Below are 24,906 nucleotides of genomic sequence, written 5' to 3' on the forward strand. Positions count from 1 at the left end.
TCCCGCTGCGCGCCTTAGCTTCGCGAGGCGCCGGAGGTCGTGGTGTCGGCGTCATTGGCAGGCACCGCCTCGAGAAAACCGCGCCCCATCTCCGCCTCGAAGCGCGCAGCGCTGCCCTCCCAGATGATGCGCGCGTGTTCGAGCACGTAGACGCGATCGGCATGCGGCAGCGCAAACCTGACGTTCTGCTCGCCCAGCAAGACGGTGATGGGCGTGGATTTCTGCAGCGAATCCAGCGCTTTCGACAATTGCTCGAGAATCACGGGCGCGAGGCCGAGTGTCGGCTCGTCGAGAATCAGCAGCTTCGGTTGGGTCATTAGCGCGCGCGCGATCGCGAGCATTTGCTGCTCGCCGCCGGACAGCGTACGCGCGGTTTGGCCCTGGCGCGACTTCAGGATCGGAAACAGATCGAACAGCCACGACAGCTGTTTAGCACGCGCCGAATCGGCAAGATGATATCCGCCGAGTTCGAGATTCTCGCGTACCGTCATGTCGCCGAATAGCTCGCGCGTTTCCGGGCATTGCACGAGGCCGGCGCGCGAGATCGCGGCACCGCTGATACCGCGCAGATCGCGGCCATCGAAGCGGATCGTCCCCTTGTACGGCACGAGGCCCGACAGCGCGTTGAACAGCGTCGTCTTGCCCGCGCCATTCAGGCCGACAACCGAGACGAATTCGCCCTCGCGCACTTGCAGACTGACGTCGTCGAGTGCGCACGCCTTGTCGTAGAGCACGCGCACACCGCTCACCTCGAGGATCGTGGGCTTCGCATTGCCCGCGGCTCCGGTACGCTGGCGCAGCTCCAGCTTGCCGCCCAGATAGACGCGGCGCACCGTCTCGTTCTGCATCACCTGTTCGGCGGTGCCTTCGGCGACACGCTCGCCAAGGTACATCGCCAGCACGCGGTCGGCGAGCGCGGACAGACTCTTCACGTTGTGATCGACCAGCAGCACCGCGCGGCCTTCGGCGCGAAAGCCTCGAATCAGCTCGGAAAACGCGTGCGATTCCGCCACCGTCAGTCCCGCGAACGGCTCGTCCACCAGCACGACCTGCGGGTCGCGCGCAATCGCCTTGGCCATCTCCATGCGGCGCAGATCCGCAAACGGCAGCGTCGCGGGATGCCGATGCATGACGCCGGCAAGGCCCACGCGCTCGGCGATTTCCTGCGCGCGCTGGTGCACGTGGGGTTCGGCAGCGAGCTTGACGAGCGAATCAGGCAGCAGCGCGAGCTTGATATGTTCCAGCACCGTTTGCCGATGCAGCGGCCGCGAATGCTGAAACACGATGCCCACGCCCGCGCGCGCGATGCGGTGCGGCGCCCAGCCGGCCATCTCCACGCCGTTCACCTTGACCGACCCTGCATTGGGCCGCTCGATGCCCATGATCAGCTTCATGACCGTGGACTTGCCCGAGCCGTTCGGGCCAATCAGACCGAGGATCTCGCCGGGCCGGATCTCGAAGCCGATATCCTTGACTGCGACGAGGCCGCCGAAGCGCTTGGTCAGCCCGCGTACGGAGAGCAGCGGCGTGTCGTTCATTGGCGCTCCCTCGCACGTAGCAGATTGCCGAGCAGACCGTCTGGAAAGAACAGCAGCGCAGCCAGCGCGACCGCCGCGACGACGAATGTGTTGAGCTGCCCGAGCGGTCGCAGGAACTCGCCGGCGACGATCAGGAAGATCGAGCCGAGCACCGCTCCGAGTATCGTCCGGCGTCCGCCGAGCACGGCCGCGATGATGATCTGCACGCCCACGCTGAGATCCACCACCGTGCTCACGGAAGCCGTGCCCTGGTAGAACACCAGCATCGCGCCGGCCACGCCCGAGAAAACGGCGCTGATGCAGAAGGCCACGAGCTTGTGCCGCGTGACATTGAAACCCAACGCCTGCGCGCCGGTCGCGTCCTGGCCGCTGGCCTGCAGAATCAGACCGACTGCCGAACGCGACAGGCCGAACAACAGGATCGCGCAAACGATCAGGAACGCGAGGGCGATCCAGTAGTTATGGTTCGCATCGACCGACATCACGTCCGGCACCGTCATGCCGATCTCCCCGCCCGTTATGCCCGCAAAGATCACGATGGCGTTTTGCAGCAGCAGTACGGCCACGAGCGTAACCAGCCCGAAATAAGGACCGCGCAGCCGCAGCGCGGGCACCGCGAGCAGCAAGCCGCCCACTAGCGCGACGCCGCCGCCCGAGAGCACGCAAACGGGTATGGGCAGGCCCCACCTGGCGTTGAGGATCGCAGCGGAATAGGCGCCGAGTCCGATCAGGAACGTCGGCCCGAAGTTGACCTCGCCGGCAAAGCCGAACAACAGGTCCCACGACATCGCGAACACGCCGAAGTAAAACGCCACCGTGAGCACGCCGAGGATGTAGCCAGAAAGCCACCACGGCAACGTCGCGGCGATCACGGCGAGCGCAACGGCGACCCAAGCGCCACGCGAACGGAGAAGAACGGACATAGGGGTACGCTCCCTTCGCACTGTTAGCGGCGTCCCAGGAAGCCCTGGGGTCGTACGTACACGACCAGCACCAGCAGCATCAACGCGGGCAGCGGGCGCAGTGTCGGCGCGATCAGATAGGCCGTGACCGTCTCCAGATAACCCACGACATACGCGGCCATCAACGAGCCCGACACACTGCCGAGTCCGCCCAGCACGACGATCGAGAACGCGCTGGCCGTGAGCTGCCCCGCATTGTTCGTGCTCACGCCAAGGAACGAAGCGAGCAGCACGCCCGCAATGCCGGCCAGCACGCCGTAGATGCTCCACGCGAGAAGATAGATCCGGGAGAGTTCGAAACCGAGCAGCGTGAGACCGCGCGGATTCATCGAAGCCGCGAGCAGCGCTTTGCCTGCACGCGTGCGGTTCACGAACAGCCACAGCATGCCGATCACGGCCCAGCAGACCACCGCGATCATGATTTCGTTGTACGGCACGCGCACGCCTCCCACCATCGCCACCCCGCTGATTAGCGGGCGCATCGTCACCGGGTTGTCGGTGAAGAGCCACGCCATGCCCTGCTGGATCATGATGCCCCACAGCAGCGTGCCGGTGAGCACGAAGATCTCCTTCTCTTCGCCGGGAATCGCAGCCGAGCGTTGAATGGGCCGCACCACCATCAAGTAGGTGACGAAGGCCGTCACGAGACCCGCGATCACGCCGAGTAGCGTGCCGAGATAGGTGCCAAGACCCGCCTCGCCCGCGAGCATCCAGCCCATCAGCGCCGCGACCAGCATCACGCCGCCGTGCGCGAGATTCAGGATGCCGGAGACGCCGAAGATCAACGTGAAGCCGATCGCGCCCAGCGCATAGAGGGAGCTGATTGCAAAGCCGTCGACGAGAATCTGCAGTAGCAACATGCCCGGCCTTTCATATTGGTTAGGATGTCGATTCGTGCGGTGTCCGGACCTTCGCCCGGACAGTCGCGATCGTCGTACGGCTAGTTCGCGCTTGCCTGCTGCACCTTGATGAAGGTCGGGAATTTCACCGCGCCGTTGGCGATCGACTTGGGCCAGATCGCGACCTGCTTGCCGTTCTGCCATTGCAGATTGATACCCGTGATATAGCCGGGCCCGTACTTCAGCGCGTGCGTGAACTGATCGCTCTTGCCATAGAACTGCCAGCGTCCGATCGTGCCCACGTAGTCGGTTTTCTCGAGCGCGTCGACCATCTGGTCCGCATCGGTCGAGCCCTTGTTGCGCTTGATCGCGTCCGCGATGATGTAGACGAGGTCGTAACTGGTGAAGCCGCAATACGCCGGAGAGACGCCGAACTTCTTCTGGTACTCATCCGTGAAGGGGACCGTTTTCGGCGTGATCGCCACGCCCGGCGCGGCGGCCGAGGCCGTGATCACGCCCTCGGTGGCGCCGTTCGTGTCCTTCCAGAAGCTGGTGGTCGTGGCCTGCGAGCTTTGGCCCGACATCGGGATCGGCACTTGCTGGTCGTGCCATTGCACGGTCGGCTGCACGCCTACGTGGCTGATGCCGGTGGTGATCGTATCGGGGTGCTTCGCCTCGATCTGGTTGAAGATCGGCGTGAAGTCGGAGGTATCGGGATTGAAGCGGATGTGATCGAGCACCTGAAGTCCCGCTTTGGGCAGGCATTCGAGGTAACGTTCGTCGAGCGGCTTGGTCCACGCCGCGTCTTCGCTCATGACGACGGTCGTTTTCATCTTGAACTGGCCGACCAGAACGTCGTGCGAGAAGTCGCAGATAGATTGCGCGATGAATGCCGACGTCATCCAGCCGTGGAATGTGTATTTGTAGTGGTCGTAGTCGTCGTGAACGTGCTTCGAGATGTCGTTGCTAGCCGCGCCGGGGGTGATGAAGGGCACCTTCAGGCGCCCGGACCACGGTTCCATCGCGAGCGCTACTTCGCTGATGTAGCTGCCGATCACAGCGACCACCTTGTCCTGGGTCGCCGCGCGCTGGAAGGCGCGCACGCCGTCCGAGGCCGATGAATGGTCGTCGTACGCGACGATCTGGATGGGCCGGCCATCCACGCCGCCGCTAGCGTTGATCTGGTCCGCGGCGAGCTGCGCCGCCTTGCTGATCGAAGCGCCCGCCACCGAGGATTCTTCGCTGATCACGCCGATCTTGATCGGCTCGGCCGCCGCATGGGCGCCTGCCGCCAGACCTAGCCCCGCCGCTACCATCCCCGTCGCGACGACGCAATGAAGGTTTCGCCACACATTGTTACTGGACATCATGCATCTCCGATTCGAATGGATCGTTGAGCAACAATTTCCCGCCACATTGCAGCATCTTAAGAATGCGCACACAACAATATTCACCCGTTTTGCGTCGCTCAATCGGTACAAACGATGACCGGGTCCCTACGGACTTCATGGTGCAAAGCGGCAAAAATTTTGCCGCTCGCGCCGCGGGAAGCGGTTTTTTCTTGGTGAGAACTATCGCTGTGTAGTGTGAGATCAGCGGCCTTCTTCCGCACGCTTATTCGTCATCCGAAGCATTGTGTCGGCGGTTCAATGGACCAACGTCCTGCCACCTTGCAATCGCTCGCGATGCAGCGCATCAACTCGCATCACGATCAGCTTGAAGATGACAAGCGTGCCTGCGTGCGGGTCCGAACATTACGCGGCAACCCTGCTTGCTGACATATGTACGTCATGATAGGTTGCTGCAATTCCCGCTGCCGAACCTGGCATCTGTTTTCGCAACGCTACGCGCCCGATAAAAAAAAGCGGGATGGGTTGATCTGGACTCATCGTACGCATACGCCTTTCCCCAACAGGAATTCAAGAGCCATGGCTTCAATGATCCAGCGAACGACCCTGTTCGCCTGCCTTCGCGCGGCTTGCGTCGCGGCTTCCCTGTCCATCGCCGCAGTTGGCGCGCACGCCGCCGATCTCGTGATCGCAGGCCGGGACGACATCTACGGCCGCGGACTCGCACAGGCGGTGGACGGCTACAAGAAACAGCACCCGGGCGTCGATATCGAATTGCTGAAGCTGCCGAATAACGACCTGTATCAGAAGCTGAAGCTGTCGTTACGCGAAAACACGCGCGCTTATGACCTGGTGATGATGGACGACACCTGGTCGCCCGAATTCATCGCCAACGGATGGCTTCAGCCGCTGCCCGCCACGCTCGCGGATGCCGACATGGTGACGTCGACGATCTCCCTCGGACGCGCGTCGACCGGAACCCTGTATGCGATGCCGATCGTCGGCAATGTCGAGATGTTCGCCTATCGCAAGGATCTGCTCGCGAGTCGCGGCCTGCAGCCGCCGCGCAGCTGGGACGAGGTGCTGAAGATCGCACAGACCATCGGGACCGCCGACAAGGACGTTTCCGCTGTCGTGTTTCGTGGCGTGAAGGGCAACCCCGTCGTCACCGGTTTTCTGCCGATCCTTTGGGCCTATGGCGGAGAAGTCGTCGACGCGAACGGCAAGGTCACGATCGATTCGCCCGAAGCGCTGGCCGCGCTGAAGATGCTGCTCGCGCTGAAGAAGTGGGCACCGAAGGATGTCGACGTGTATGGCGCCGGTGAAGTGCGCGACGCATTGCAGGGCGGCACTGCCGCGCAGGCCATCGAAGTGTGGCCCGCCTGGCTGCCAGCGCTCGACGATCCGGCGAAGTCGCGCGTCGTCGGCCAGGTCGCGCTGCAACCGCCGCCTGGCCAAGTCAAGGGGCCGGCGCCGATGCTGGGCATCTGGCAAATGGGCATTGCGAAAGATGCCGCGCATGCGAAGGTGGCCGCGGATTTCCTCGCCTACCTGACTTCGTCGGCGACGCAAACCCAACTTGCCGTGCTCGGCATTCCGCCGACGCGCAAGAGCGTCTTCGTCAATCCGACACTCGTCAAGCAATATCGCTGGTACCCGGACCAGCTGAAGGCGCTCGAAGCGGGCCGTGCGCGGCCTCGCGTAAAAGATTGGCAGCAGATCGAGGCGATTCTCGGCGACGCATTGCAACTCGCGCTGACGGGGCAGGCCACGCCCGACGCAGCGTTGCATCAGGCTGCACAGAAGATCGGCCAGGCCAACGCGGCAGTGCAGTGATAGCGGCAGTGACGGCGCAGGCTAGCGTGGGAACGGATCGATGAGCCGCTTGCGACGTTATCTGCCGCTGCTCGTCCTGATGAGCCCAGCCGCGCTCGTGCTCGGCGTGCTGGCGCTCTATCCGGTCGCGCGCGTGCTGATCGATTCGTTTTTCTCGGTCGATTACGCATCGGGGCATCGCTCGTTCATCGGGCTCGCCAACTATCGATCGGTCATTGCGGACGGCGAGTTCGGCACGAGCTTCGTCAATACGATCCAGTTCATGATCGTGGCCTCGCTCGCTGAAGTCCTGTTCGGACTCGCGCTCGCGCTGCTGTTCGTCCGCGCGTTTGCGGGCCGGCGCATCGCGTTGCCGCTTGCGGTGCTGCCGATGATGCTCTCGACGCTGGTGTGCTCCGCGATCTGGCGCAACTGGCTCAATTACCGTGGCTTTCTGAATGCGCTGCTCAAGGCGATAGATCTACCGGCGGTGCCCTGGTTATCCGATCCGCACCTCGCGCTGTGGTCACTGATGCTGGTCGATGTCTGGCAATGGACGCCGATGGCATTCCTGATCATTCTCGCGGGGCTGCAGTCGGTTCCGCCTGAAATCGCCGAGGCGGCACGCACCGACGGCGCGAACGAATGGCAGTGCCTGCGCTACATCACGCTTCCGCTCGTTGCACCGCACGTCGCACTCGCGATGCTGCTGCGCTCGATCGATACCTTCAAGCTGTTCGACAAGGTGTACGCGTTGACGGGCGGCGGCCCGGGCAATGCCACGCAGACGCTGTCGACGTACATCTACGACACGGGTTTCCGCTTCTTCAACGTAGGACCCGCCAGCGCGGCTTCGGTATTGATGCTGCTCACGTGCGCGGTGCTGGTCTCGGGATACATATGGAAATCGGCAGTCAGGCGCGACCGTTGATGCCGCTCGCGCGCTTGCAGGGTTTCGCGCGACGCTCGTCCGGTGCCGCGGTGCGAGGTCTGTTGCGGGTCGTAGCGCTGGCGGTGTTGCTGCTGCCGTGCATATGGATGGCTGGCGCGGCCTTCACGCCGACGCTGGAACGCCTCGCCCATCCGCTCGCGCTGTGGCCTTCGGCGCCCACGTTCGAGCACTTCGCGGCGGTGTGGGAAAGCGGCATGGCCCAGTCGGTGCTGAACTCCGTGTGGGTCGCAGTGGGCGCCACGTTGCTCGCACTCGCGCTGGCTTTTCCGGCCGCCTATGCTCTCGCGCGACTGGCCTTTCCGGCGCGACTCGATCTGCTGTTCCTGATGCTCGTGCTGGCACTGAAGCTGATGCCGCCGATTACGGTGGCCGTACCGCTGTTTTCGCTGGCCAAGTGGCTCCATCTGCTCGATTCGCTGTTTGGGCTGGTACTCGCCTATCAGCTGTACGCGTTGCCGATGGCGATCTGGATGTTGCTGCCGTTCGTGCGCGACGTGCCGATCGAATTCGAGGAGGCTGCGGCGCTCGACGGCGCGAACCTCGCGCAGCGCATCGTCTTCATCGTCGTGCCGCTGTGCGCGCCGGGTCTCGTTGCCACCGCGATCTTCGTGTTCATCATCGCGTGGAACGAGTTTCTGCTGGCGCTGTTGTTCGTTTCGTCGCCGAGTCATTTCACCCTGCCGCTCACGATGGCGGGTTATGTGACCGAGAACGGCATCGACTGGGGCGAACTGATGAGCGCAGGGCTGATTTCGTCGGTGCCGACGCTTCTGCTCGCGGGCTATGTGCAGCGCTATCTGCTGCAGGGCTTTTCGGGCGGCTTGAAGTAACGGGCTCCGACTCTGCGTCGACGTTGCAGCAGACGCTTTGCTTATCCAGAGGTTTTCTTGCGCCCTGCCCTGACTCATCCCAACGTTTCGCCCGCCGACTGGATGTCGGCCATCGATGGCAGCCGCTTGCTGTCTGCACTGACCTTGCCAGGCAGCCATGACACCTGTGCCTACACGGTCGATGACCGGCTCGCGCGCACGCAACATGCCACGCTCGACGATCAGTTGCACCATGGGGTGCGGGTTCTCGACATCCGCTGCCGTCATCAGCGCGATCGCTTTACGATTAATCACGGCGGCATCTCGCTGGGTCTGAGTTTCGACGATGTGGTACGGACATGCGCTCAGTTTCTCGCGCGTCACCCCGGCGAATCCATCGTCATGTCGATCAAGGAGGAATGGCCCGCGCGTGACTGCGCCCGCGCGTTTTCTGCGACCTTCGAATGGTATGTCGAACGACACGCCGATGTGCGCTGGCACCTTGCCTTCGACCTGCCGCTGCTGGAGGCGGTACGCGGCAGCATCGTGCTACTGCGGCGCTTCGCGACTGAAAAGCCGCTCGGCATCGACCTGACGGCCTGGCCTGACAACGCAACGTTCGATATCGACGACGTGCCGGCGCCGTTCACCATCCAGGACGAATTTCGCGTGCCGGTGCCGACATCGATCGCTTACAAGTGGCGCGCCATCGATTTGCTGTTGAACCGCACCCCCGGTGTGTGCGACGAGCGTTGGGTCATCAACTTTTGCAGCGGCACGGGGATGGCGGCGCCGCCGGTCGTCGTGGCGTGCGGCGATACACAGCATCGCGGTATTCACGAGCAGCTTGCCGAGCGGCTCGCGGCTCGTCCGCAACCATGCGGCACCATGCTGCTCGACTTTTGCGACTGGCAGGACTGGCGCCTCGTTGATGCGTTGATCGATTGCAACTGGAGCCGATAACGCATCGCTGCGGGCATGACGTTGACCGCGAAACTCAGCGTGATTCCTTTGCGCGAGGCTGCCGCGGTGGCGGCCTCGATTCCGGTCCGCGCCTCGCCGGTTCACGCGTGCAGGCGTCCGGCGGCATGACATAAGGAACGTCGTCGCGACAACACGCATAGATCGGAAATCCGTACGCGTTCGTACCGACGATGGTCGTTGGCCCGTGCAGCGGGCACACCGCCTTCATGGCGCCTCCTCGAATCTCATCGATCAATCGCTTCCATCTTACGCTCGCGACAGATGTTCTATGTGCGCCTGCATTGCCCTTCGCACCGCCTGATCCCGCTCACCACCACCGACGCACATTCACCATCCGTGCCGCGCCGCACTCTCACGTACTGTCACTTGCGTGGACAACCAGCCGAACTCGGTCAGCGCAAAGTGCGCTGACAGACCGGCGTCCCGTGCAGCGACTCGCCCGGGCGACAGCAGCGGTGCAAGGAAGCGTCGGTTGAATTGTCATTTCTTGCATAACATGCAATGATTCATCCTAATGCTGATCCTGTCATTCGGGCCATTTCCATGACATTTCGGGGATGCTCCGGGGAAACAGTCGAAGAGCCGACTCATCGGGGTCGCCGTTCCAGTCCGTTGTCCGGACGATCAAACATCGCGTTGGCTCGACAGCCACCTTCAAGGTGGAGCATTTGGTATCAGGGTATTCACCTAGCCTTTCTTCCCGAAAATTTAACATTTTGAAGTTAGAATGAACCCTCTAAAATCGATTGTTATGTCATCTGATGACAATTGAAATAGAGATCGAAGCGCCGGTTGGCCGCACGACCTACCGACGCAGGCCATGGCCAATTCAGCGGCTGTGACTCGATGAAGAAACACCATGTTGTATTTCGACTGATGAATACAGACATCAGAAGTGCGATCCGGACACCGCTGTTTTTTGCAGCGTTCATTTAGTCTTACTAATAATACTTTTGCTCCGGAATCCTCACCGACGATATTCCGCATACTGATTGCGGATATGGTCTCCGGGGCAGGCGGGTTCGATATTCAATCCAGGAGAAGCAATGAAAGACCTTTCGTCCGAAGATTTGCTGAAACTCTGCCGAACGAATCTGTCGACGTTCTTTTCGCCCGCCACCGAAGCGTTTGAAGGAACACGGAAACTCGCCGGCCTGGACCGGCAGGCGGGGAGCACCGTTCGGGGCACCTGGAATCTTTGAGCAGTGCGCCGGCGCGGCATGCCGCCGCTAGCTGATGCACCAGCTCCATTCGCGCAATACCACAAGCCTATAAAAACCCGCGCAGTTCAATCAATGCCGAAGCCGTTCCTCCCGTGACGCTGGAGGCGGCCGCGCGTTGTGGCTAAGCAATGGCGGGTTGTGCGAGACGGCCATTGGGTATTCACGATCCTCGCAAACATTTCGATCACGGATGGAAAGGATGACGAAACGAACCGTAGTGGTAACGGGCGGCATGGGCGGACTCGGAGAAGCGATCAGTACGAAACTGCACGACGCAGGGTATGCGGTGGTAGTCACGCACTCGCCGAGCAACACAGGTGCGGACAAATGGTTGGCTGACATGGAAGCTCAGGGTCGGAGCTTTCGCGCTTACCCGGTCGACGTGGCCGATTACGACTCATGCCAGCGTTGCGCGGACAAGATTCGGGCGGAAGTCGGCCCGGTCGACATCCTGATCAACAACGCAGGCATCACCCAGGACATGACCCTCAGGAAGATGGACAAGGTGAATTGGGATGCGGTCATTCGCACCAACCTCGACTCGGTCTTCAACATGACCAAGCCGCTGTGCGAAGAGATGGTCGCACGAGGCTGGGGGCGCATCGTCAATATCTCGTCCGTCAACGGCTCGAAAGGCTCGGTCGGCCAGACCAACTACGCCGCGGCCAAGGCCGGCATGCACGGCTTTACCAAGTCACTGGCGCTGGAAGTGGCGCGCAAAGGGGTCACGGTAAACACGATTTCGCCGGGCTACCTGGCCACCAAGATGGTCACCGCGATTCCGCAGGAGATCCTCGACACGAAGGTCCTGCCGCATATCCCGATGGGACGTCTCGGCAAGCCCGACGAAGTCGCGGCGCTCGTGCTCTATCTGTGCTCGGAAGATGCCGGCTTCGTGACCGGCTCCAATATCGCGATCAACGGCGGCCAGCACATGCAGTGACGCAACATACCGCGCCGGTACGTGCCGCAACACCGGACGAATCGGCGTGAACCATTCACGCAACACCCCTGTGCTTCCATGAGAGAGGAACGTGTCATGAGTGAGACCTGGATGGGCCTGATCATTGGGGGCACGGCCCTCAGCATCGCAATGCTCATGGTGATTGATCACTATCGCCGTGAGCGCAGAAGGGCAAGACTACTACGACATCTGGATCATCATGAGTGGTGGCATCAACCGCGCGGGCGAATGTAAGTGCGTCGACCGCGCCAATAAGAAATCAGATACATCGAGAGGGCTGAAGAATGACACCGGAAATCACCGGACAACAAAAGGCCACAGGCCATCAGATCACGGTTCGTACGAGGCGCGGCGGCATGAGGGTCGCCGCAGTGTGGCAGGTATTGATGCCGGTCGCCGATGCCATCGAGGACGTACGGATTACGAGCAACCGCAAACATGATGTCGAAGACATGACGATCGCGTTTGCCGACAGGTTCTCCGGATCGCTGCACACCGTTCTCAAGAAGTTCGAGACGATGCCGTGGGTAGCCGCCGCGGAGCTTTGCTGAACACCGAGGGCCGTGCCGCTTGCGATGGGTCGCGTCGCTGCGAGGACCGGCGCGCGTCAGCTGCCTGGCGAGCCAGGTAGCGTGACGCGCGAGCGCCTCGCAAGGGTTGGATGGCACAAACGGGCCAATTGAAGTCCGACGTACACGGCCGGACCCAGCCGGTCACCACCTGAGAGAAGTGGATGAAAACAACAATCAAAAGAGGGCCCCCGGACAGGGAGAGTCCCTATACACCCCTGACCGCTGGAGATGCGATTTCGCATCTGGAACGGATCCTGTCCCACGATGGCGTGGATTCGTTGTTCAGCCGGACCTACTGGCGCGCGCGTGTCCAGCAGGTGTGCGCTACTCAAGGACTGACTCCGCAGCAGCAGGCAAGGTTGGTGAAGCTGCTCGAGTCGCTGCATCCCCCGGTCCCGAGTGAGGAGGCGTGCTAGTCACTCGTCGATGCGGACGTACGTCGTCCGCAGTCGATCAGAGCTGATCGTCGACATCCAGCAGCCGATCCTCCACATGCAGATCCTCGGCGCACTCTCCCTGTAAGGGCAACTCCTCGCCTTTCGCGGGGAGGTGGTCGCGGACCATCCGGCACAGGCGTTCGCGCACGAGGACACGTTGTGCCGTGTCCATCTGCGCGTAACGCTGAATCTGCGCAGCCGAAAAGTGCAGTGTCAACACGCACCGGGCATCCAGCGTCGTGTCGCCGTGTGACTCGATCACCCAGGAAGCCTGAATGAGGAAGTTCCGGCCGTCGTCGTAACCGCTGATCGCGGGCGCTTTCGGTGACTCGAATAACGCGGACAGAGCCAGTTGGATTTCTTCGATGCGCTGGTTCAGATCGATCTCTTTCATTGAAAGTCCTCCTTGTGGTCGAGGCTCCGGGCCCCGCCCTTATGCGAGCAAAATCCGTGTCCGGCTGTCGCTGGCTGTCCAGTGCTTCGACTGGAGCCGGACTCGCAATTCCGTTGCCGCTCACTGGCAATATGTACCGTTGCCCCATCAGCAGGTATTCGAGCGGGTAAGGAGTGATCCGCACGCTTCACACAGCGACAAAACGACGCCGCCGCGCACATATCGCCGGTTCAGATCGCTCTTCAGTTAAAGGGCTGCGTACCAGGCTATCCAATCCCTGAACAAGGACCTGCTGCCGATCTACATCGGTTACACGGCGACACTCGACGACATCAACCAGTTCCAGGTTTCCTCGACGACCAAGGCCACCGCCGCCATCACCGACATCGCGCAGAAGAGCTGTTTGATACTGTCCGCTCTGCTCCGCAGCCGCGGCCAAGGAGATCACCGATCGCCTCGTCACCATCGCGGCCCAGTATGACCGCGCAGCGGGCGGCGATGCCGCCGCCTCCGCAAGTGCGAAAAGCGCCTCATGCATCCCGACGTCGCATCGCCCCCTTGAACGACCAACCGTTGAGCGCGAGGAAGACGAGCAGCGTCGCACCGAAAATGCATTGGCGTCCTGCTTCGCCCATCTGCAGCGCGGTCAACAGACTCGAGAGAACCGTCAGCAGCACGGCGGCGCTCGCGACCGCGATGTAGTCGCCCCGTCCGCCCGCGAGCGACACGCCGCCGATCACCGCGACGACAACGCTCGGCAGCACATAGGTCGTTCCGAGCCCGAGAAACGCCTGGCCGACATAGCCGACGAGCAGCACGCCCGTCACAGCGGCGATGCTGCCGCTCGCGACATAAACCGCGATGCGGATCGCGCGCACGCGCGTACCGGCGATGGCGGCAGCGACCGGATTCGCGCCGGTCGCCATCAGGCGACGCCCCCAGGCTGAATGATCGAGAAAACGCCACATCAACGCGCCGGCGCCGAGCCAGATCAGCGCGACGCTCGGCACGCCGCCGAGCGTCCTGCCGGCAAGCGCGGCGAGTGCGGGACTCGCGGCCGTATTGACGTGCATGACCGACGACCAGACGATCAACGCGCCGTCGATGAGACTTGCCATCGCCAGAGTCATCACGAGCGGCGGGATGCCCAGCAGCGTGATGCCGACGCCATTGAGCGCGCCCACCAGCGCGCCCGCCAACGTCGCGACGGCGAATGCGGCCGGCAATCCAGCCGATGCCGCTCCGAGCAGCGCGGCGCCAAGAATGCCGCCCAGCGTCGCGGCCGCGCCTACGGACAGATCGAGCCCCTGCTCTCCCGCGATCATCACGAGCGACTGCGCGAGGCCGAATAGCCCCAGAAACGTCGCGATCTTCAACTGATTGGCAACCTGCCCCAGGCTCGCGAAGCCCGGCACCGCGAATTGTCCACTGATGAGCACGATCACGGCGAGCGCCAGCAAAAAGGCGCGGCGCGAATTCGGTTTCATCGTCACACTCTCCTTTTCGCGCCCACGAACGTGAAGCCGAGCGCAAGCACGATCACGGCACCCTTGAACACTTCCTGGTAGTTGCTCGGGATGCCCGCGAAGTAGACGACGTTGCCGATCAGCGTGAGCACGAGCGCGCCGCAGACGGCGCCGAGCATCGTGCCGCGCCCACCCGCCAGCGAGATGCCGCCGATCACCACAGCCGCGACCGAGTTCAGCGTGTATGGCAATCCGAGACGCGCATCGCCGGACGCGGTTTGCGCGGTCAGGCAGAGCGCCGCCGCAAACACGAAGAGCCACGCGAGCAGATAGCCGAGCAGTTTGACGAGCCGGACATCGATGCCAGCTTTGAACATCGCATCGGCGTGGCTGCCGGTCGCGATCAGTCGCCGTCCGAAGCGATGCCGCTGCAGGACCGTCCACAGCGCGATCGCGGCGAGCACCGGCAGCGCCGCGAGCGGAATCACCGAGATACGCGCCGCGAACCATTCGCCCAATGCGTCCGGCACCGCGCCGCCCGGCTGCGGGATCAGCAGCAGAGCAAAGCCAAACCAGACGGCGCCGGTCGCGAACGTCGCGATCAGCGCGCTTTGCTTCGCATAGCCGACCAGCAGACCGTTGCACGCACCGGCGAGCAGCGCGGCGGCCAGCGCGGCGACACAGGTCGCACCGAGGCCCCACCCCATCAGACCGGGCGCGGCCGCGAGCACGCAGTTGACCAACGAGATTCCCGCGCCCATCGACAGATCCAGCTCTCCCATCAGCACGACGACCGCCTGCGCCATGCAGATCAGGACCACCGGCGCGGCGTTCTGCATGTTGCTCGCGAGCGAGTCGGCGGTGAGAAAGTCCGGCTGCAGCCATGCATTCGCGATCACGACCGCGAGCAGCATGACGAGCGCGGGCAGCGCACTCGCGGCACGCGCGCACGATATTCTCAGCGCCGCGCCCATCCGTTTGCTTGAGGACCAGGCGCCAGTGTCGGCAAGTCTGTCTCCCAGTTGCGCCTTCATGCCGCGCTCCGGCCGAACAGCGCGCTCGTCACGCGGGATTCATTCATCTCATCACCTTCCAGCTGCGCGATGATCCGACCTTCGTACATGACGATCAGGCGGTCGCACACCGCGAGCAATTCTTCGGTATCCGATGCATAGACGAGCACGGCCGTCCCCGCTTGCGCGAATGCACCGATCGTCTCGTAGATTTCCCTGCGGGCGAGCACATCGACGCCCTTGGTCGGATCGCTGAGCAGCAGCACGTCGACCTGCCGGTTCAGCCAGCGCCCGATCACCACTTTCTGCTGATTGCCGCCCGACAGATCCCGCACCGGCTGGCGCACGTCGGACGTCTTGATGCGCAGTCGCGCGACCACGTCGTCGACGAACCGGCGGATCGGCGCGCGACGCAGCCGCCACGGGCTCGCCGCGAAGTTCACGCTGACCTGCGCCAGATTGAATTCGACCGGGTGATCGAGCCACAGGCCCTGCCGATGCCGGTCGTTGGGCACGAGGCACACGCCCGCAGCGATCATCTGACGCGGCGAACGCGGCACGATCGTCCTCGCTCCACCTCGTCCGTCGAGCCTCACCTCGCCGCCGTCCGGCACACGAAAGCCCGCGAGCGCGTCGAGCAGTTCTTCCTGGCCATGGCCCTGCAGTCCCGCGATGCCAAGAATCTCTCCGCGTTCCAGTTCGAAGCTGACGCCGCGCAGCCGCGCGCCAGCGCGCAGATCGGTGACGCCGAGCGCGACGGTTCTTTCCGTGTCCGCCGGATCACCGCCACGTCTCCGCTTGCCGTCATGAATATGCGTGGCAGCCGCGCCGCCCATCAGTTCGAGCACACGCGCTTCGTCGAGTTGCCCGCGCACCGCTAGCTCGCCGACCGGGCGGCCGTTGCACAACACCATCACGCGATCGCACAGCGCTTCGATCTCCGCCATCCGGTGCGAAATGAAAACCACCGCCGTGCCGTGCGCCGTCAGACTACGCACGACGCGCATCAGGTTGTCGACTTCAGCGGCGGCGAGTGCGGCGGTCGGTTCGTCGAGAATCAGGATGCGCGGCCCGAGCGCAAGCGCCCTCGCGATCTCGACCAGTTGCTGATCGGCGGCGCTGAGGCTGCCTGCGCTCGCTTCGATATCCCAGCCGGGTCTCAGGCTCTCCAGCAGCCGCGTGGCGCGATCGCGCGTGCGCCGCTGATCGAGAAAGCGACCCGTATGGCACAGCTCCGCGCCAAGAAACACGTTCTCCCACACCGGCAGATCCGGCGCGAGACCGGGATGCTGATGCGCAATCGCGATCCCCACCGCGCGCGCCGACTTCGGCGAGCCGGGTCGCAGCGGCGCACCGATCATTTCGATCGTGCCGTCGTCCGGTATCGTGTCGCCGGCGAGAATGCTCGACAACGTCGATTTGCCCGAGCCGTTCGCGCCTAGCAGCCCCAGCACTTCGCCAGGGTTCAGCGTGAGGCTCGCGCCGTCGAGCGCGAGCACGCCGCCATAGCGTTTCGTCAATCCCTTCGCGATGAGCACGGACATGATCGGCGCTATTGCGTGAACAGCGCATCGAGCTGGGCTTCGCTCAGCCATTGACCGAGAAAGTAGCTGTCGGGCTTGTCGCTCATCGAAGCGAGCGTAGCGTCGAGATTCTCGGCCGTCACGGTCCTCGTGATCGGGAAGTAGTAGGTGTTGTCGGGCAGCGGTTTGAGCGTGCGTCCGTGCGCGAGGCGCACTGCGATGCCGAGCGCCGTGCGACTGATGTCGGGCGGATTCACCTGCACGAACACCTTCATCGGATTGCCGGCGTCGCGCTGCTTTTTCCATTCCGTCAGAAAGCCCTTTTGCGCTTCGCCGGTCATGATCGGCACGCGCCGGTTCGCGTTCTCGAATGCGCGCAGAACGCCGAGCGCCATCGCGTCTTCGGTGAACACCGCGTCGATCTGCGGCTGCGCCGCGATCACCGTCGCCATCACTGCTTGCGCCTTGGCCTCGTCCCATTCGCCATAGCCGGACCAGACGACCTTGATGCCCGGATACTTCGCGAACGTCTCGAGCGCGGCCTTCTTGCGCGCCTCCGCCGCCGGATGTCCGGGGATGCCGTCGAGCACCACGACATTGCCCTTGCCGTGCAGTTGCTCCGCGATCCATTCGGCGTAGCGTTGACCCCACTGGTAGTGATCGACGGTCACGTTGGTCGCGTAGCGATTGGATACCGCCTGGTCGAACGACACCACCGGGATCTTGCTGCGCTGCGCCTCCGAGATCACGCCGTTGAGCGCGGTGGCCGAGTTCGCGTCGACCATGATCGCGCCCACCTTCTGGCGAATCATGTTGCGCATGTCCTGAATCTGCTGACCAGTGTTGGCGCCCGATTGCTGCACGATCAGCTTGTCGGCCAGGCCGCTGGTTTTGTAGGTCTGGAACTGCTGATTGGCGCCGTCGATCATCTGGTTGCGCCATTCGGTGCCGAAATAGCCGTTCGACAGGCCGATATCGGGCGCGGCGGCGAACGCCGATGCGCACGCGAGGCTAGTCGACACGGTGGCAAGCAAAGTGCGCGGTTTCATGTCGTCGTCTCCTGATGTTTGGTGTGCGCGCGAAGGCGCCAGCCGCGGCGTGCGGCCGGCTCCGCGCATCTTCTGGTGGGCGATGCAGTTTCAGTGCACAGGCGCGGATGCCGCCGTCCCGACACCGGGATCGGCCGGTAACGCCGTGCCTACATGAAGTTCGCCGCGCGGCGGCAGCGCGTCGTGCGTGCTCTTGAAGATGTCGCCGTCCTTCATCACCAGCGTGATCTTGCTCGGGTCCTGCAGCACGGTGAGGTCCGCGAGCGGATCACCGTCCACCAGAATGATGTCGGCAAGATAGCCCTCGCGAATCTGGCCGAGTTCGTCGGGCATCATCATCAGCTCGCCGCCGTAGCGCGTGGCCGAGATCAGCACCTCCATCGGCGTCATGCCGACGTAGTCGACGAAGTATTGAAGGTCGCGCGCGTTCGTGCCGTGCGGCATCCACGCAAAGCCGTAGTCGCCGCCCGGCAGAATGCGGATGCCGCGCTTGTGCATCTTCTGCAGCGTCACCGCGGCGGTTTCGAGCTCGCGCTTGTAGCCCATCTTCGTCGCCAGTTCCTCGCTGATGCCCCACTTCTCCGCGTGATACAGCGTGCTGATCAGCCAGCCGATGCCCGGCGCGACGAAGTGCTTGTCCTTGTTTGCTTCGAGCATGTCGAGGGCTTCCTCGTCGGCGAAGCTCGCATGGAAGATCAGTTCGAGCCCGTGCCGCACGCATTGCTTGACCGATTCGCTCGAGCGGGCATGCGCGGCCACGCGCTTGCCGGCGCGCTTCGCCTCGGCAGCGAGCATCGCGATCTCTTCCTCGGAAAACGGCGACGATTCCGCCGAAATGCCCGCGATGTACTCGCCCGACAGATTGATCTTCAGATGATCGACACCGTACTTGACGAACATGCGCGTGGTCGCGCGCATTTCTTCCGGCCCGCTCACGACAGCGCCGAAGTTCAGCTCCTTGAACGGCATGTGCGGCAGCGTGTTGTCCGCGAGGCCGCCGAGAATGGTGATCTCCTGGCTGCCCGCCAGATAGCGCGGTCCCGGAAATTCGCCGGCGTTGACCGCGTTGCGCAGCACGACATCGAGCCGCGGCTTGGCCGCGGCCGCGCCCAGTGCCGAGGTCCAGCCCATTTCCAGATAACGCTTCGCGACGCGCACGCACCACAGCATGTGCTCCTCGGGCGGCATGAACTGGATCGCTGACAGCGACGGCTGGTCGTTCCATGAGAAATGCGTGTGCGCCTCGGTCATGCCCGGCATCAGGAATGCGCCACGGCCGTCGATACGCTGTGCATGGGGCGCGTTGATCGGCTCGTCGCGAGCGACGCGGACGATGCGCTGCCCGTCCACCAGCACCTGACCTCTGAAGGGCTGAGCACCGCTACCATCGAAAACCGATACGTTGGTAAACAAGATCGAACTCATGTCTGTCTCCTCCACGTGGGGCCGAACGCGCACGGGCGTCCGCCGCCGGTTGCTTACTGCCTGACTGTGCCTGTTTCCCGATCGGGGGCCCGTCGATCGCCGTTCTGCGCGGCTATTCTGATCGACGCGGCGCCCACCTGTTCAATGCGTCACCGAGCCGCTTGATAGAAGCGCTTCAACTCCGCCGTCGTTTCGACGGGTTTTTCGAACGTGGTCCAGTGACCGCAGCCGCTCAGCACGATGACTTTCGCCCCCCCAATACGCTCGCCCATCGCCTTCACCGCATCGGGTTTGCCAACGCCGTCCTGGTCGCCTGTCACGAGCAGCGTCGGCACCTGGATGCGTTCGATCTCCGCCGCCTGCGCGCCAGCCAATGCCTCGCAGCTTTGCGCGTAACCTTCGGGCGATTGACGCATCACGCTTTCGCGCACGAGCGCGAGCGTCACGGGCCGCTGCGACCTGGTTTCGTCGCTGGTGGCGCCTTTGACGATCGCATCGGCGATTTCCTGCAGGCCCGGCACGCCCTGGTCGCGCGCGATGCGCGCGCGCTGGCGCATGCCGTCGCGCGCGGCGTCGGGCGGAGCAATGAGCGGCCCGAACAGCGCGAGGCTTTTAACCAGCTCGGGATGCCTGACGGCCAGATGCTGCGCGACGATGGTGCCCATCGAATGCGCGACGATGTCCGCGTCGCTCACCTGCAGTTCGCGCAGCACGGAGGCGATCGTGTTCACGTAGGAATCGATCGACAGCTTCTGCGCGGGCAACGGCGAACGCGCGCTGCCAGGCAGATCGATGCGGATGACCTTCCTGCCTTCGAACGCCGGCAGCACCGGCGTCCAGTTGTTCGAGGAACCGCCGAGACCGTGGATGCACACGACCGGCGCGCCGTCGCCTTCGATCTCGATGAAGATGCCTTGCACTTGAGTTGTTGCCATGTTTACGCCACCTCGTTTTCAAGGACGCCGATGCGCGGAATCTCCATGCGCACGACATCGCCGCTTTGCAGAAATTTCGGGGGATTGAAGCCGATGCCGACACCCGCCGGCGTGCCCGTCGCAATGACGTCGCCGGGCTGCAGTTCCATGCCGGCCGACAGCGTCGCGATGATCGTCGGGATATCGAAGATCAGGAGCTTCGAGTTCGATTCCTGACGCAACTCGCCGTTGACCCAGCAACGCACGTCGATGTTCGACGCGTCGAGTTCGTCGGCCGTCACGAGATACGGGCCCATCGGGCAGAAGCCGTCGAGCGACTTGCCGATGAACCACTGACGATGCAGCTTTTGCAGATCGCGCGCGGTGACGTCGTTGATGATCGTGTAGCCGAACACGTGATCGAGCGCCTTCGCCTTCGAGATCGCGCGACCTGCCTTGCCGATGACGACACCGATCTCGACTTCGTAGTCCATCTGTTGCGTCACGTCGGCATGGCGCGGAATGCGCTCGCCAGTCGCGATGATCGTCGATGCGGGCTTCGTGAAAACGACCGGTGCTTCAGGTATGTGCTCGCCTGCCTGCGCGCTCTTGTCGAAACCGGACTTGCTGAACTCTTCGGCGTGGTCGTGATAGTTCTTGCCGACGCAGAAAACGTTGCGGCGCGCCTGGTCGATCGGCGCGAGGAGCGTCGCCGACGCGAGGGGGCGCCCTTCGCCGCGCGGGCACAGCGACTCGCGCAGGTCGGCGAACTGTTGTACCAATTGGACCATGTCGCCGGCAAAGCCGTCGCAAAGCTGGGATACCGGCCAATAAACGCCGGCTTCGGTGTCGACCAGGGCGACCGCCCTCGCCCCGTCGTGGCGCAAAGTTGCTAATTTCATGATGGGCCTTTAATCTAGGTCTGGTGGGTCAATCTGGAACCACTGTAGGACCAAATCCGGACGAAAAGAACCAGGGTTAACCAAAAATCAGAACCAATTGGTTCTTGTTTGATGCGCAGCAGGACTGGGGTATGAGTGACGTCGACACAAGGCTGACAGTCAGGGCGAAGGGGGCACGGGAGCTCGCCAGCTATCTAGAGGAAGCGATTCGCAGCGGACGCTTCGCCGAAGGCGTGCGCCTGCCGCCCGAACGCGAACTTAGCGAGGAGTTCGGCGCTTCACGTGGCGCCGTCCGGCGAGTCCTCGCCGATCTGAAAGAGCGTGGGCTGATCCGGCAGACGGTCGGCAGCGGCACGTTCGTGCTGCCTGGCGCAAGCGTGCCGGCGCCGCCGCTACCCGAGGCGAAGCCGCACGCCGTGCAGACGAGCCCAGCCGAACTGATGGAAGCGCGGCTTTTGATCGAGCCGCTGATGCCCGGGCTCATCGTCCGATATGCGACGGCGGCCGACTTCGCGCAGATGAGCGACTGCATCGAGCGATCCGAGGCGGCGCAAACCATCGAGGAGTTCGAGCACTGGGACGGCGAGCTGCATCGCGCGTTGGCGGTCGCTACGCACAACACCTTCTTTCTGCGCGTGCTCGAATTGACCAACGAGGTGCGCGAACAGGGCGAGTGGGGACGTCTGAAGCGCCTGTCGCTGACGCCCGAGCGGCGCAGTCAATATGAGGCGCAGCATCGCGCGATCGTGGATGCGCTTCGCGATCGCGATGCCGAGATGGCTTGCGAGCTATTGACGAACCATCTGCGGCAAATCAGGGAAAACCTGTTCGGACGTTGACACCTTTACGAATACTTGCGGCGGCACGCATTCAAGGGTTGCGATTTCCTTCCGGGGGTATCGAATCTGTTTATCACACGCGACGCGAGACCACGCCAGACCAAACCTGGATGCCTCACCCGCGACGTTCGTCGAGCCCTACCGGGGCGAGGTTCCGCGCGACGCAGATCGCCGCCGCCCGCGCACGGACCCGGCAATGCGCGATTCATGCGGAACCATGCGTATGTGGTTAACCCGCTCTTTCAACCCTTGGCGCGCGTGCTTATCGTGCTGAGTGCGCACGGCAGGCCAACAACTTCAAGCAGCCTACCGAAGCATAACGTCTTCCGCGGCGCGGGGGCGACCGCCACATCGGCGAGTCGAAAAGCGCACGCAGAAGCGAACAGATACCTGCACCGCCGGCATGGCCGGACGGGTTCGCAGTCGAGCGGGCCACAATCGAGAGGCCTCCGCAGAGGGGACAAAAGATGTTCGGATGCAAGCTGATCGACGTCAACGCATTATCCGCCCGACCCGCCCGAGAGCCGGTCCAGCGGCACGCGCGCCGATCCAATGACGGCCACGTCCATCCCGTGCCCACGCCCCACGACAAGACACAGTACGGTCATTAGCCACCGGCAGGCTCACCGCCGGATTTCATGACCGCGCTACTCCCAACCGATCATTCAATCCCTCGGCTTCGGGTGTGCAAACCGTTACGCCGGACCCCGCTCACAGCGCTCGCCCAGCAATGAACAAGGGGTCCGATTTTCAACGTTGTTCATGGTTCGTTAGCAAGGAAATCGAATGCAAAACAAAAAGCGCACTTTGCTTAAGGCCGCCGCCGCACTCGTGCTGGCAGGTTCGAGCGTGCTCGCCCATGCGGACGATGTGGTCAAGGTCGGGCTCATCGTTCCGATGAGCGGACCGTTCGCGTCCACGGGTCGTCAGGTCGACGCGGCGGTCAAGCTGTATATGGCCCAGCATGGCGACACGGTCGCGGGCAAGAAAATCCAGGTCATCCTGAAGGACGACACCAACGTCCCGGATACCACCAAGCGCCTCGCGCAGGAGCTGATCGTCAAGGATCACGTGTCGGTGCTGGCAGGCTTCGGGCTCACGCCGCTGGCGCTCGCCGCCGCGCCGCTCGCGACCCAGGCGAAGGTGCCGATGATCGTGATGAACGCGGCCACCGCGATGATCACCGAGCAGTCGCCTTACATCGTGCGCTCGGGCTTCACGCTGCCGCAGAACACGTTGGGCATCGCGCGTTGGGCGCCGAAGAACGGCATCAAGAAGGTGGTCACGCTGGTGGCCGACTACGGTCCCGGCATCGACGCGCAGAACTCCTTCAAGAAGGTCTTCGAATCGGAAGGCGGCAGCGTCGTCGAGCAACTGCGCGTGCCGGTCGCCAACCCGGACTTTTCGCCGTTCCTGCAGAAGGTCGCCGACCTGAAGCCTGACGCGCTGTTCATCTTCGTGCCATCGGGTGCCGGCGCCGCGTTCATGAAGCAGTTCGCCGAGCGCGACCTGAGCAAGCAGGGCATCAAACTGATCGGTACTGGCGACGTGGTGGATGACGACATCCTGAACGCCATGGGTGAGGTGGCGCTGGGCGCGGTGACATCGATGCACTACTCGGCCGCTCTCGACAATCCCGAGAACCGCGCCTACGTGGCCGCCTTCGAAAAAGCCAACCCCGGCATGCGCCCGAACTTCCACAGCGTCGGCGCCTATGACGGCATGCACCTGATCTACGCGGCGCTGCAAGCCACCAAGGGCGACACCAACGGCGACAAGCTGCTGGCAGCCATGAAGGGCCAGAAATGGAACAGCCCCCGCGGCCCGGTGGAACTCGATCCGCAGACGCGTGAAATGGTCCAGAACGTGTACATCACCCGGACGGAACGCGTGAATGGCCAGCTGTTCAACGTGTCGTTCGACAAGGTCGACGCCGTCAAGGATCCGGCCAAGATCAAATAAGCTCGCGAAAGCGAGGCACGCCGTATCCGGATGATTCGATTTGTCCGCCGCGCCCCTCGCACTGCCAGGGGCGCGGCGTTTCGGCGGTAAAAACTCATGCTAACCATTCTCTTCGACGGTATTGCCTACGGCATGCTTCTGTTCGTGCTGGCGAGCGGTCTGGCCATCACGCTGGGATTGATGAACTTCGTCAATCTCGCTCACGGCGCCTTCGCCATGGTAGGCGGCTACGCCACCGTGCTCGCGATGTCGCGTCTGGGCATCCCTTTCCTGTGCGCATTGCCGATTGCGTTCGTCGCGTCCGCGGTGCTTGGCGGCATTCTCGAACGCACGCTGTATAAGCGCGTGTACGGGCAGTCCGAACTCAATCAGGTGCTGTTTACGATCGGCCTGACCTTCATGGCCATCGCGACGGTCGACTACTTCATGGGCTCGACCCAGCAGTTCCTGAACCTGCCGCAATGGCTGCAGGGCCGCACGGTGTTCGCCGGCATCGGCATCGGTTACTACCGGTTGTTCGTGGTCCTGGTCTGCGTGGTACTCGTCGTCGCGCTCCAGCTGATCCTGACCAAAACCCGCTTTGGCAGCCGCCTGCGCGCATCGGTGGATGATCCGCGCGCGGCGAGCGGCCTCGGCATCAACATCAACTTCGTGTTTCTGACCACCTTCGCGTTCGGCTCGGGCCTCGCCGGCCTCGGCGGCGCGCTCGGCGCAAACATGCTCGGCCTCGATCCGATCTTTCCGCTCAAGTTCATGATCTATTTCCTGGTCGTGGTCGCGGTGGGCGGCACGACCTCGCTGACCGGTCCGCTGCTGGCTTCGCTGCTGCTCGGCATCGCGGACGTGGCGGGCAAGTACTACATCCCCGATCTGGGGGCATTCATCATCTACGGCGTCATGATCATCACCCTGATGTGGCGACCACAGGGTCTATTCGTCAGGGCGGGGGGCAAATGAAGTCGGCAACTTCTAGCG

Annotated in this window: 23 protein-coding genes; 11 read left to right on the plus strand and 12 right to left on the minus strand. The window is 63.2% G+C overall.

Annotated elements, in window-relative coordinates; translation table 11 throughout:
* Window positions 1–14 precede the first annotated feature (14 nt).
* From AB3X95_RS10350 to AB3X95_RS10365, 4 genes are all read right to left on the minus strand, one after another.
* The gene (locus AB3X95_RS10350) at window positions 15–1,538 is read right to left on the minus strand and encodes an ATP-binding cassette domain-containing protein (protein ID WP_368621255.1); all 1,524 of its coding nucleotides are present in this window, start codon (window positions 1,536–1,538) and stop codon (window positions 15–17) included.
* The gene (locus AB3X95_RS10355) at window positions 1,535–2,461 is read right to left on the minus strand and encodes a branched-chain amino acid ABC transporter permease (RefSeq protein ID WP_176366611.1); all 927 of its coding nucleotides are present in this window, start codon (window positions 2,459–2,461) and stop codon (window positions 1,535–1,537) included. The genes AB3X95_RS10350 and AB3X95_RS10355 overlap by 4 nt, the downstream gene beginning before the upstream one ends.
* A 23-nt stretch (window positions 2,462–2,484) precedes the next feature.
* The gene (locus tag AB3X95_RS10360; RefSeq protein WP_176366612.1) at window positions 2,485–3,360 is read right to left on the minus strand and encodes a branched-chain amino acid ABC transporter permease; all 876 of its coding nucleotides are present in this window, start codon (window positions 3,358–3,360) and stop codon (window positions 2,485–2,487) included.
* A gap of 80 nt (window positions 3,361–3,440) precedes the next feature.
* Entirely contained in the window at window positions 3,441–4,706 is a 1,266-nt protein-coding gene (locus AB3X95_RS10365; RefSeq protein WP_176121945.1) for an ABC transporter substrate-binding protein, read from the minus strand.
* 561 nt (window positions 4,707–5,267) lie between these two features.
* Between AB3X95_RS10365 and AB3X95_RS10370 the strand changes: the two genes are divergently transcribed.
* The 8 genes from AB3X95_RS10370 to AB3X95_RS10405 all read left to right on the plus strand — a co-directional run bounded on the left by AB3X95_RS10370 (window position 5,268) and on the right by AB3X95_RS10405 (window position 12,423).
* Window positions 5,268–6,524: an ABC transporter substrate-binding protein gene (locus tag AB3X95_RS10370; protein WP_368621256.1), complete on the plus strand. Its 1,257-nt coding sequence runs from the start codon at window positions 5,268–5,270 to the stop codon at window positions 6,522–6,524.
* Window positions 6,525–6,564: 40 nt separating this feature from the next.
* Window positions 6,565–7,434 (plus strand): carbohydrate ABC transporter permease, encoded by an 870-nt coding sequence (locus tag AB3X95_RS10375; RefSeq protein WP_368621257.1) that lies wholly within the window; start codon window positions 6,565–6,567, stop codon window positions 7,432–7,434.
* Window positions 7,434–8,285, plus strand: a complete 852-nt coding sequence (locus AB3X95_RS10380; RefSeq protein WP_176111968.1) for a carbohydrate ABC transporter permease — start codon at window positions 7,434–7,436, stop codon at window positions 8,283–8,285. Before AB3X95_RS10375 ends, AB3X95_RS10380 begins: the two co-directional genes overlap by 1 nt.
* Window positions 8,286–8,387: 102 nt before the next feature.
* Entirely contained in the window at window positions 8,388–9,227 is an 840-nt protein-coding gene (locus tag AB3X95_RS10385; protein WP_368621258.1) for a phosphatidylinositol-specific phospholipase C, read from the plus strand.
* A gap of 1,067 nt (window positions 9,228–10,294) precedes the next feature.
* Window positions 10,295–10,450: a hypothetical protein gene (locus AB3X95_RS10390; protein WP_176121941.1), complete on the plus strand. Its 156-nt coding sequence runs from the start codon at window positions 10,295–10,297 to the stop codon at window positions 10,448–10,450.
* A 220-nt stretch (window positions 10,451–10,670) separates the two neighbouring features.
* Entirely contained in the window at window positions 10,671–11,414 is a 744-nt protein-coding gene (gene phbB / locus AB3X95_RS10395; protein ID WP_368621259.1) for an acetoacetyl-CoA reductase, read from the plus strand.
* 305 nt (window positions 11,415–11,719) lie between these two features.
* Window positions 11,720–11,986: a hypothetical protein gene (locus AB3X95_RS10400; RefSeq protein WP_176111277.1), complete on the plus strand. Its 267-nt coding sequence runs from the start codon at window positions 11,720–11,722 to the stop codon at window positions 11,984–11,986.
* Window positions 11,987–12,168: 182 nt separating this feature from the next.
* On the plus strand, window positions 12,169–12,423 hold the full coding sequence (locus AB3X95_RS10405; protein ID WP_368621260.1) for a hypothetical protein: 255 nt from the start codon (window positions 12,169–12,171) through the stop codon (window positions 12,421–12,423).
* A gap of 37 nt (window positions 12,424–12,460) precedes the next feature.
* Here AB3X95_RS10405 and AB3X95_RS10410 read toward each other — a convergent pair whose 3' ends face one another.
* From AB3X95_RS10410 to AB3X95_RS10445, 8 genes are all read right to left on the minus strand, one after another.
* Window positions 12,461–12,838 (minus strand): DUF3022 domain-containing protein, encoded by a 378-nt coding sequence (locus AB3X95_RS10410; protein WP_368621261.1) that lies wholly within the window; start codon window positions 12,836–12,838, stop codon window positions 12,461–12,463.
* Between the two features lie 530 nt (window positions 12,839–13,368).
* Entirely contained in the window at window positions 13,369–14,325 is a 957-nt protein-coding gene (locus AB3X95_RS10415; protein WP_368621262.1) for an ABC transporter permease, read from the minus strand.
* 2 nt (window positions 14,326–14,327) lie between these two features.
* Window positions 14,328–15,338 (minus strand): ABC transporter permease, encoded by a 1,011-nt coding sequence (locus AB3X95_RS10420; RefSeq protein WP_176122616.1) that lies wholly within the window; start codon window positions 15,336–15,338, stop codon window positions 14,328–14,330.
* Entirely contained in the window at window positions 15,335–16,861 is a 1,527-nt protein-coding gene (locus AB3X95_RS10425; protein ID WP_368621263.1) for a sugar ABC transporter ATP-binding protein, read from the minus strand. The genes AB3X95_RS10420 and AB3X95_RS10425 overlap by 4 nt, the downstream gene beginning before the upstream one ends.
* A gap of 8 nt (window positions 16,862–16,869) precedes the next feature.
* Window positions 16,870–17,889 carry an ABC transporter substrate-binding protein gene (locus AB3X95_RS10430; protein WP_368621264.1) on the minus strand — a complete coding sequence of 340 codons (1,020 nt, stop codon included), beginning with the start codon at window positions 17,887–17,889 and terminating at the stop codon, window positions 16,870–16,872.
* A gap of 90 nt (window positions 17,890–17,979) precedes the next feature.
* Window positions 17,980–19,314, minus strand: coding sequence for an amidohydrolase family protein (locus AB3X95_RS10435; protein WP_368621265.1), 1,335 nt, complete (start codon window positions 19,312–19,314; stop codon window positions 17,980–17,982).
* 149 nt (window positions 19,315–19,463) lie between these two features.
* On the minus strand, window positions 19,464–20,249 hold the full coding sequence (locus AB3X95_RS10440; protein ID WP_176122620.1) for an alpha/beta fold hydrolase: 786 nt from the start codon (window positions 20,247–20,249) through the stop codon (window positions 19,464–19,466).
* A gap of 2 nt (window positions 20,250–20,251) precedes the next feature.
* Window positions 20,252–21,130 carry a fumarylacetoacetate hydrolase family protein gene (locus tag AB3X95_RS10445; RefSeq protein ID WP_368621266.1) on the minus strand — a complete coding sequence of 293 codons (879 nt, stop codon included), beginning with the start codon at window positions 21,128–21,130 and terminating at the stop codon, window positions 20,252–20,254.
* A 131-nt stretch (window positions 21,131–21,261) separates the two neighbouring features.
* Here AB3X95_RS10445 and AB3X95_RS10450 point away from each other — a divergent pair, with 131 nt between their 5' ends.
* From AB3X95_RS10450 to AB3X95_RS10460, 3 genes are all read left to right on the plus strand, one after another.
* Window positions 21,262–21,969 (plus strand): FadR/GntR family transcriptional regulator, encoded by a 708-nt coding sequence (locus AB3X95_RS10450; RefSeq protein ID WP_368621267.1) that lies wholly within the window; start codon window positions 21,262–21,264, stop codon window positions 21,967–21,969.
* A gap of 786 nt (window positions 21,970–22,755) precedes the next feature.
* The gene (locus tag AB3X95_RS10455) at window positions 22,756–23,931 is read left to right on the plus strand and encodes an ABC transporter substrate-binding protein (protein ID WP_368621268.1); all 1,176 of its coding nucleotides are present in this window, start codon (window positions 22,756–22,758) and stop codon (window positions 23,929–23,931) included.
* 96 nt (window positions 23,932–24,027) lie between these two features.
* Window positions 24,028–24,888, plus strand: coding sequence for a branched-chain amino acid ABC transporter permease (locus AB3X95_RS10460; protein ID WP_176369225.1), 861 nt, complete (start codon window positions 24,028–24,030; stop codon window positions 24,886–24,888).
* The last annotated feature ends 18 nt before the right edge of the window (window positions 24,889–24,906 follow it).

It is taken from the genome of Paraburkholderia sp. BR13444 (assembly GCF_040948755.1).
Taxonomy (GTDB): Bacteria; Pseudomonadota; Gammaproteobacteria; order Burkholderiales; family Burkholderiaceae; genus Paraburkholderia; species Paraburkholderia youngii.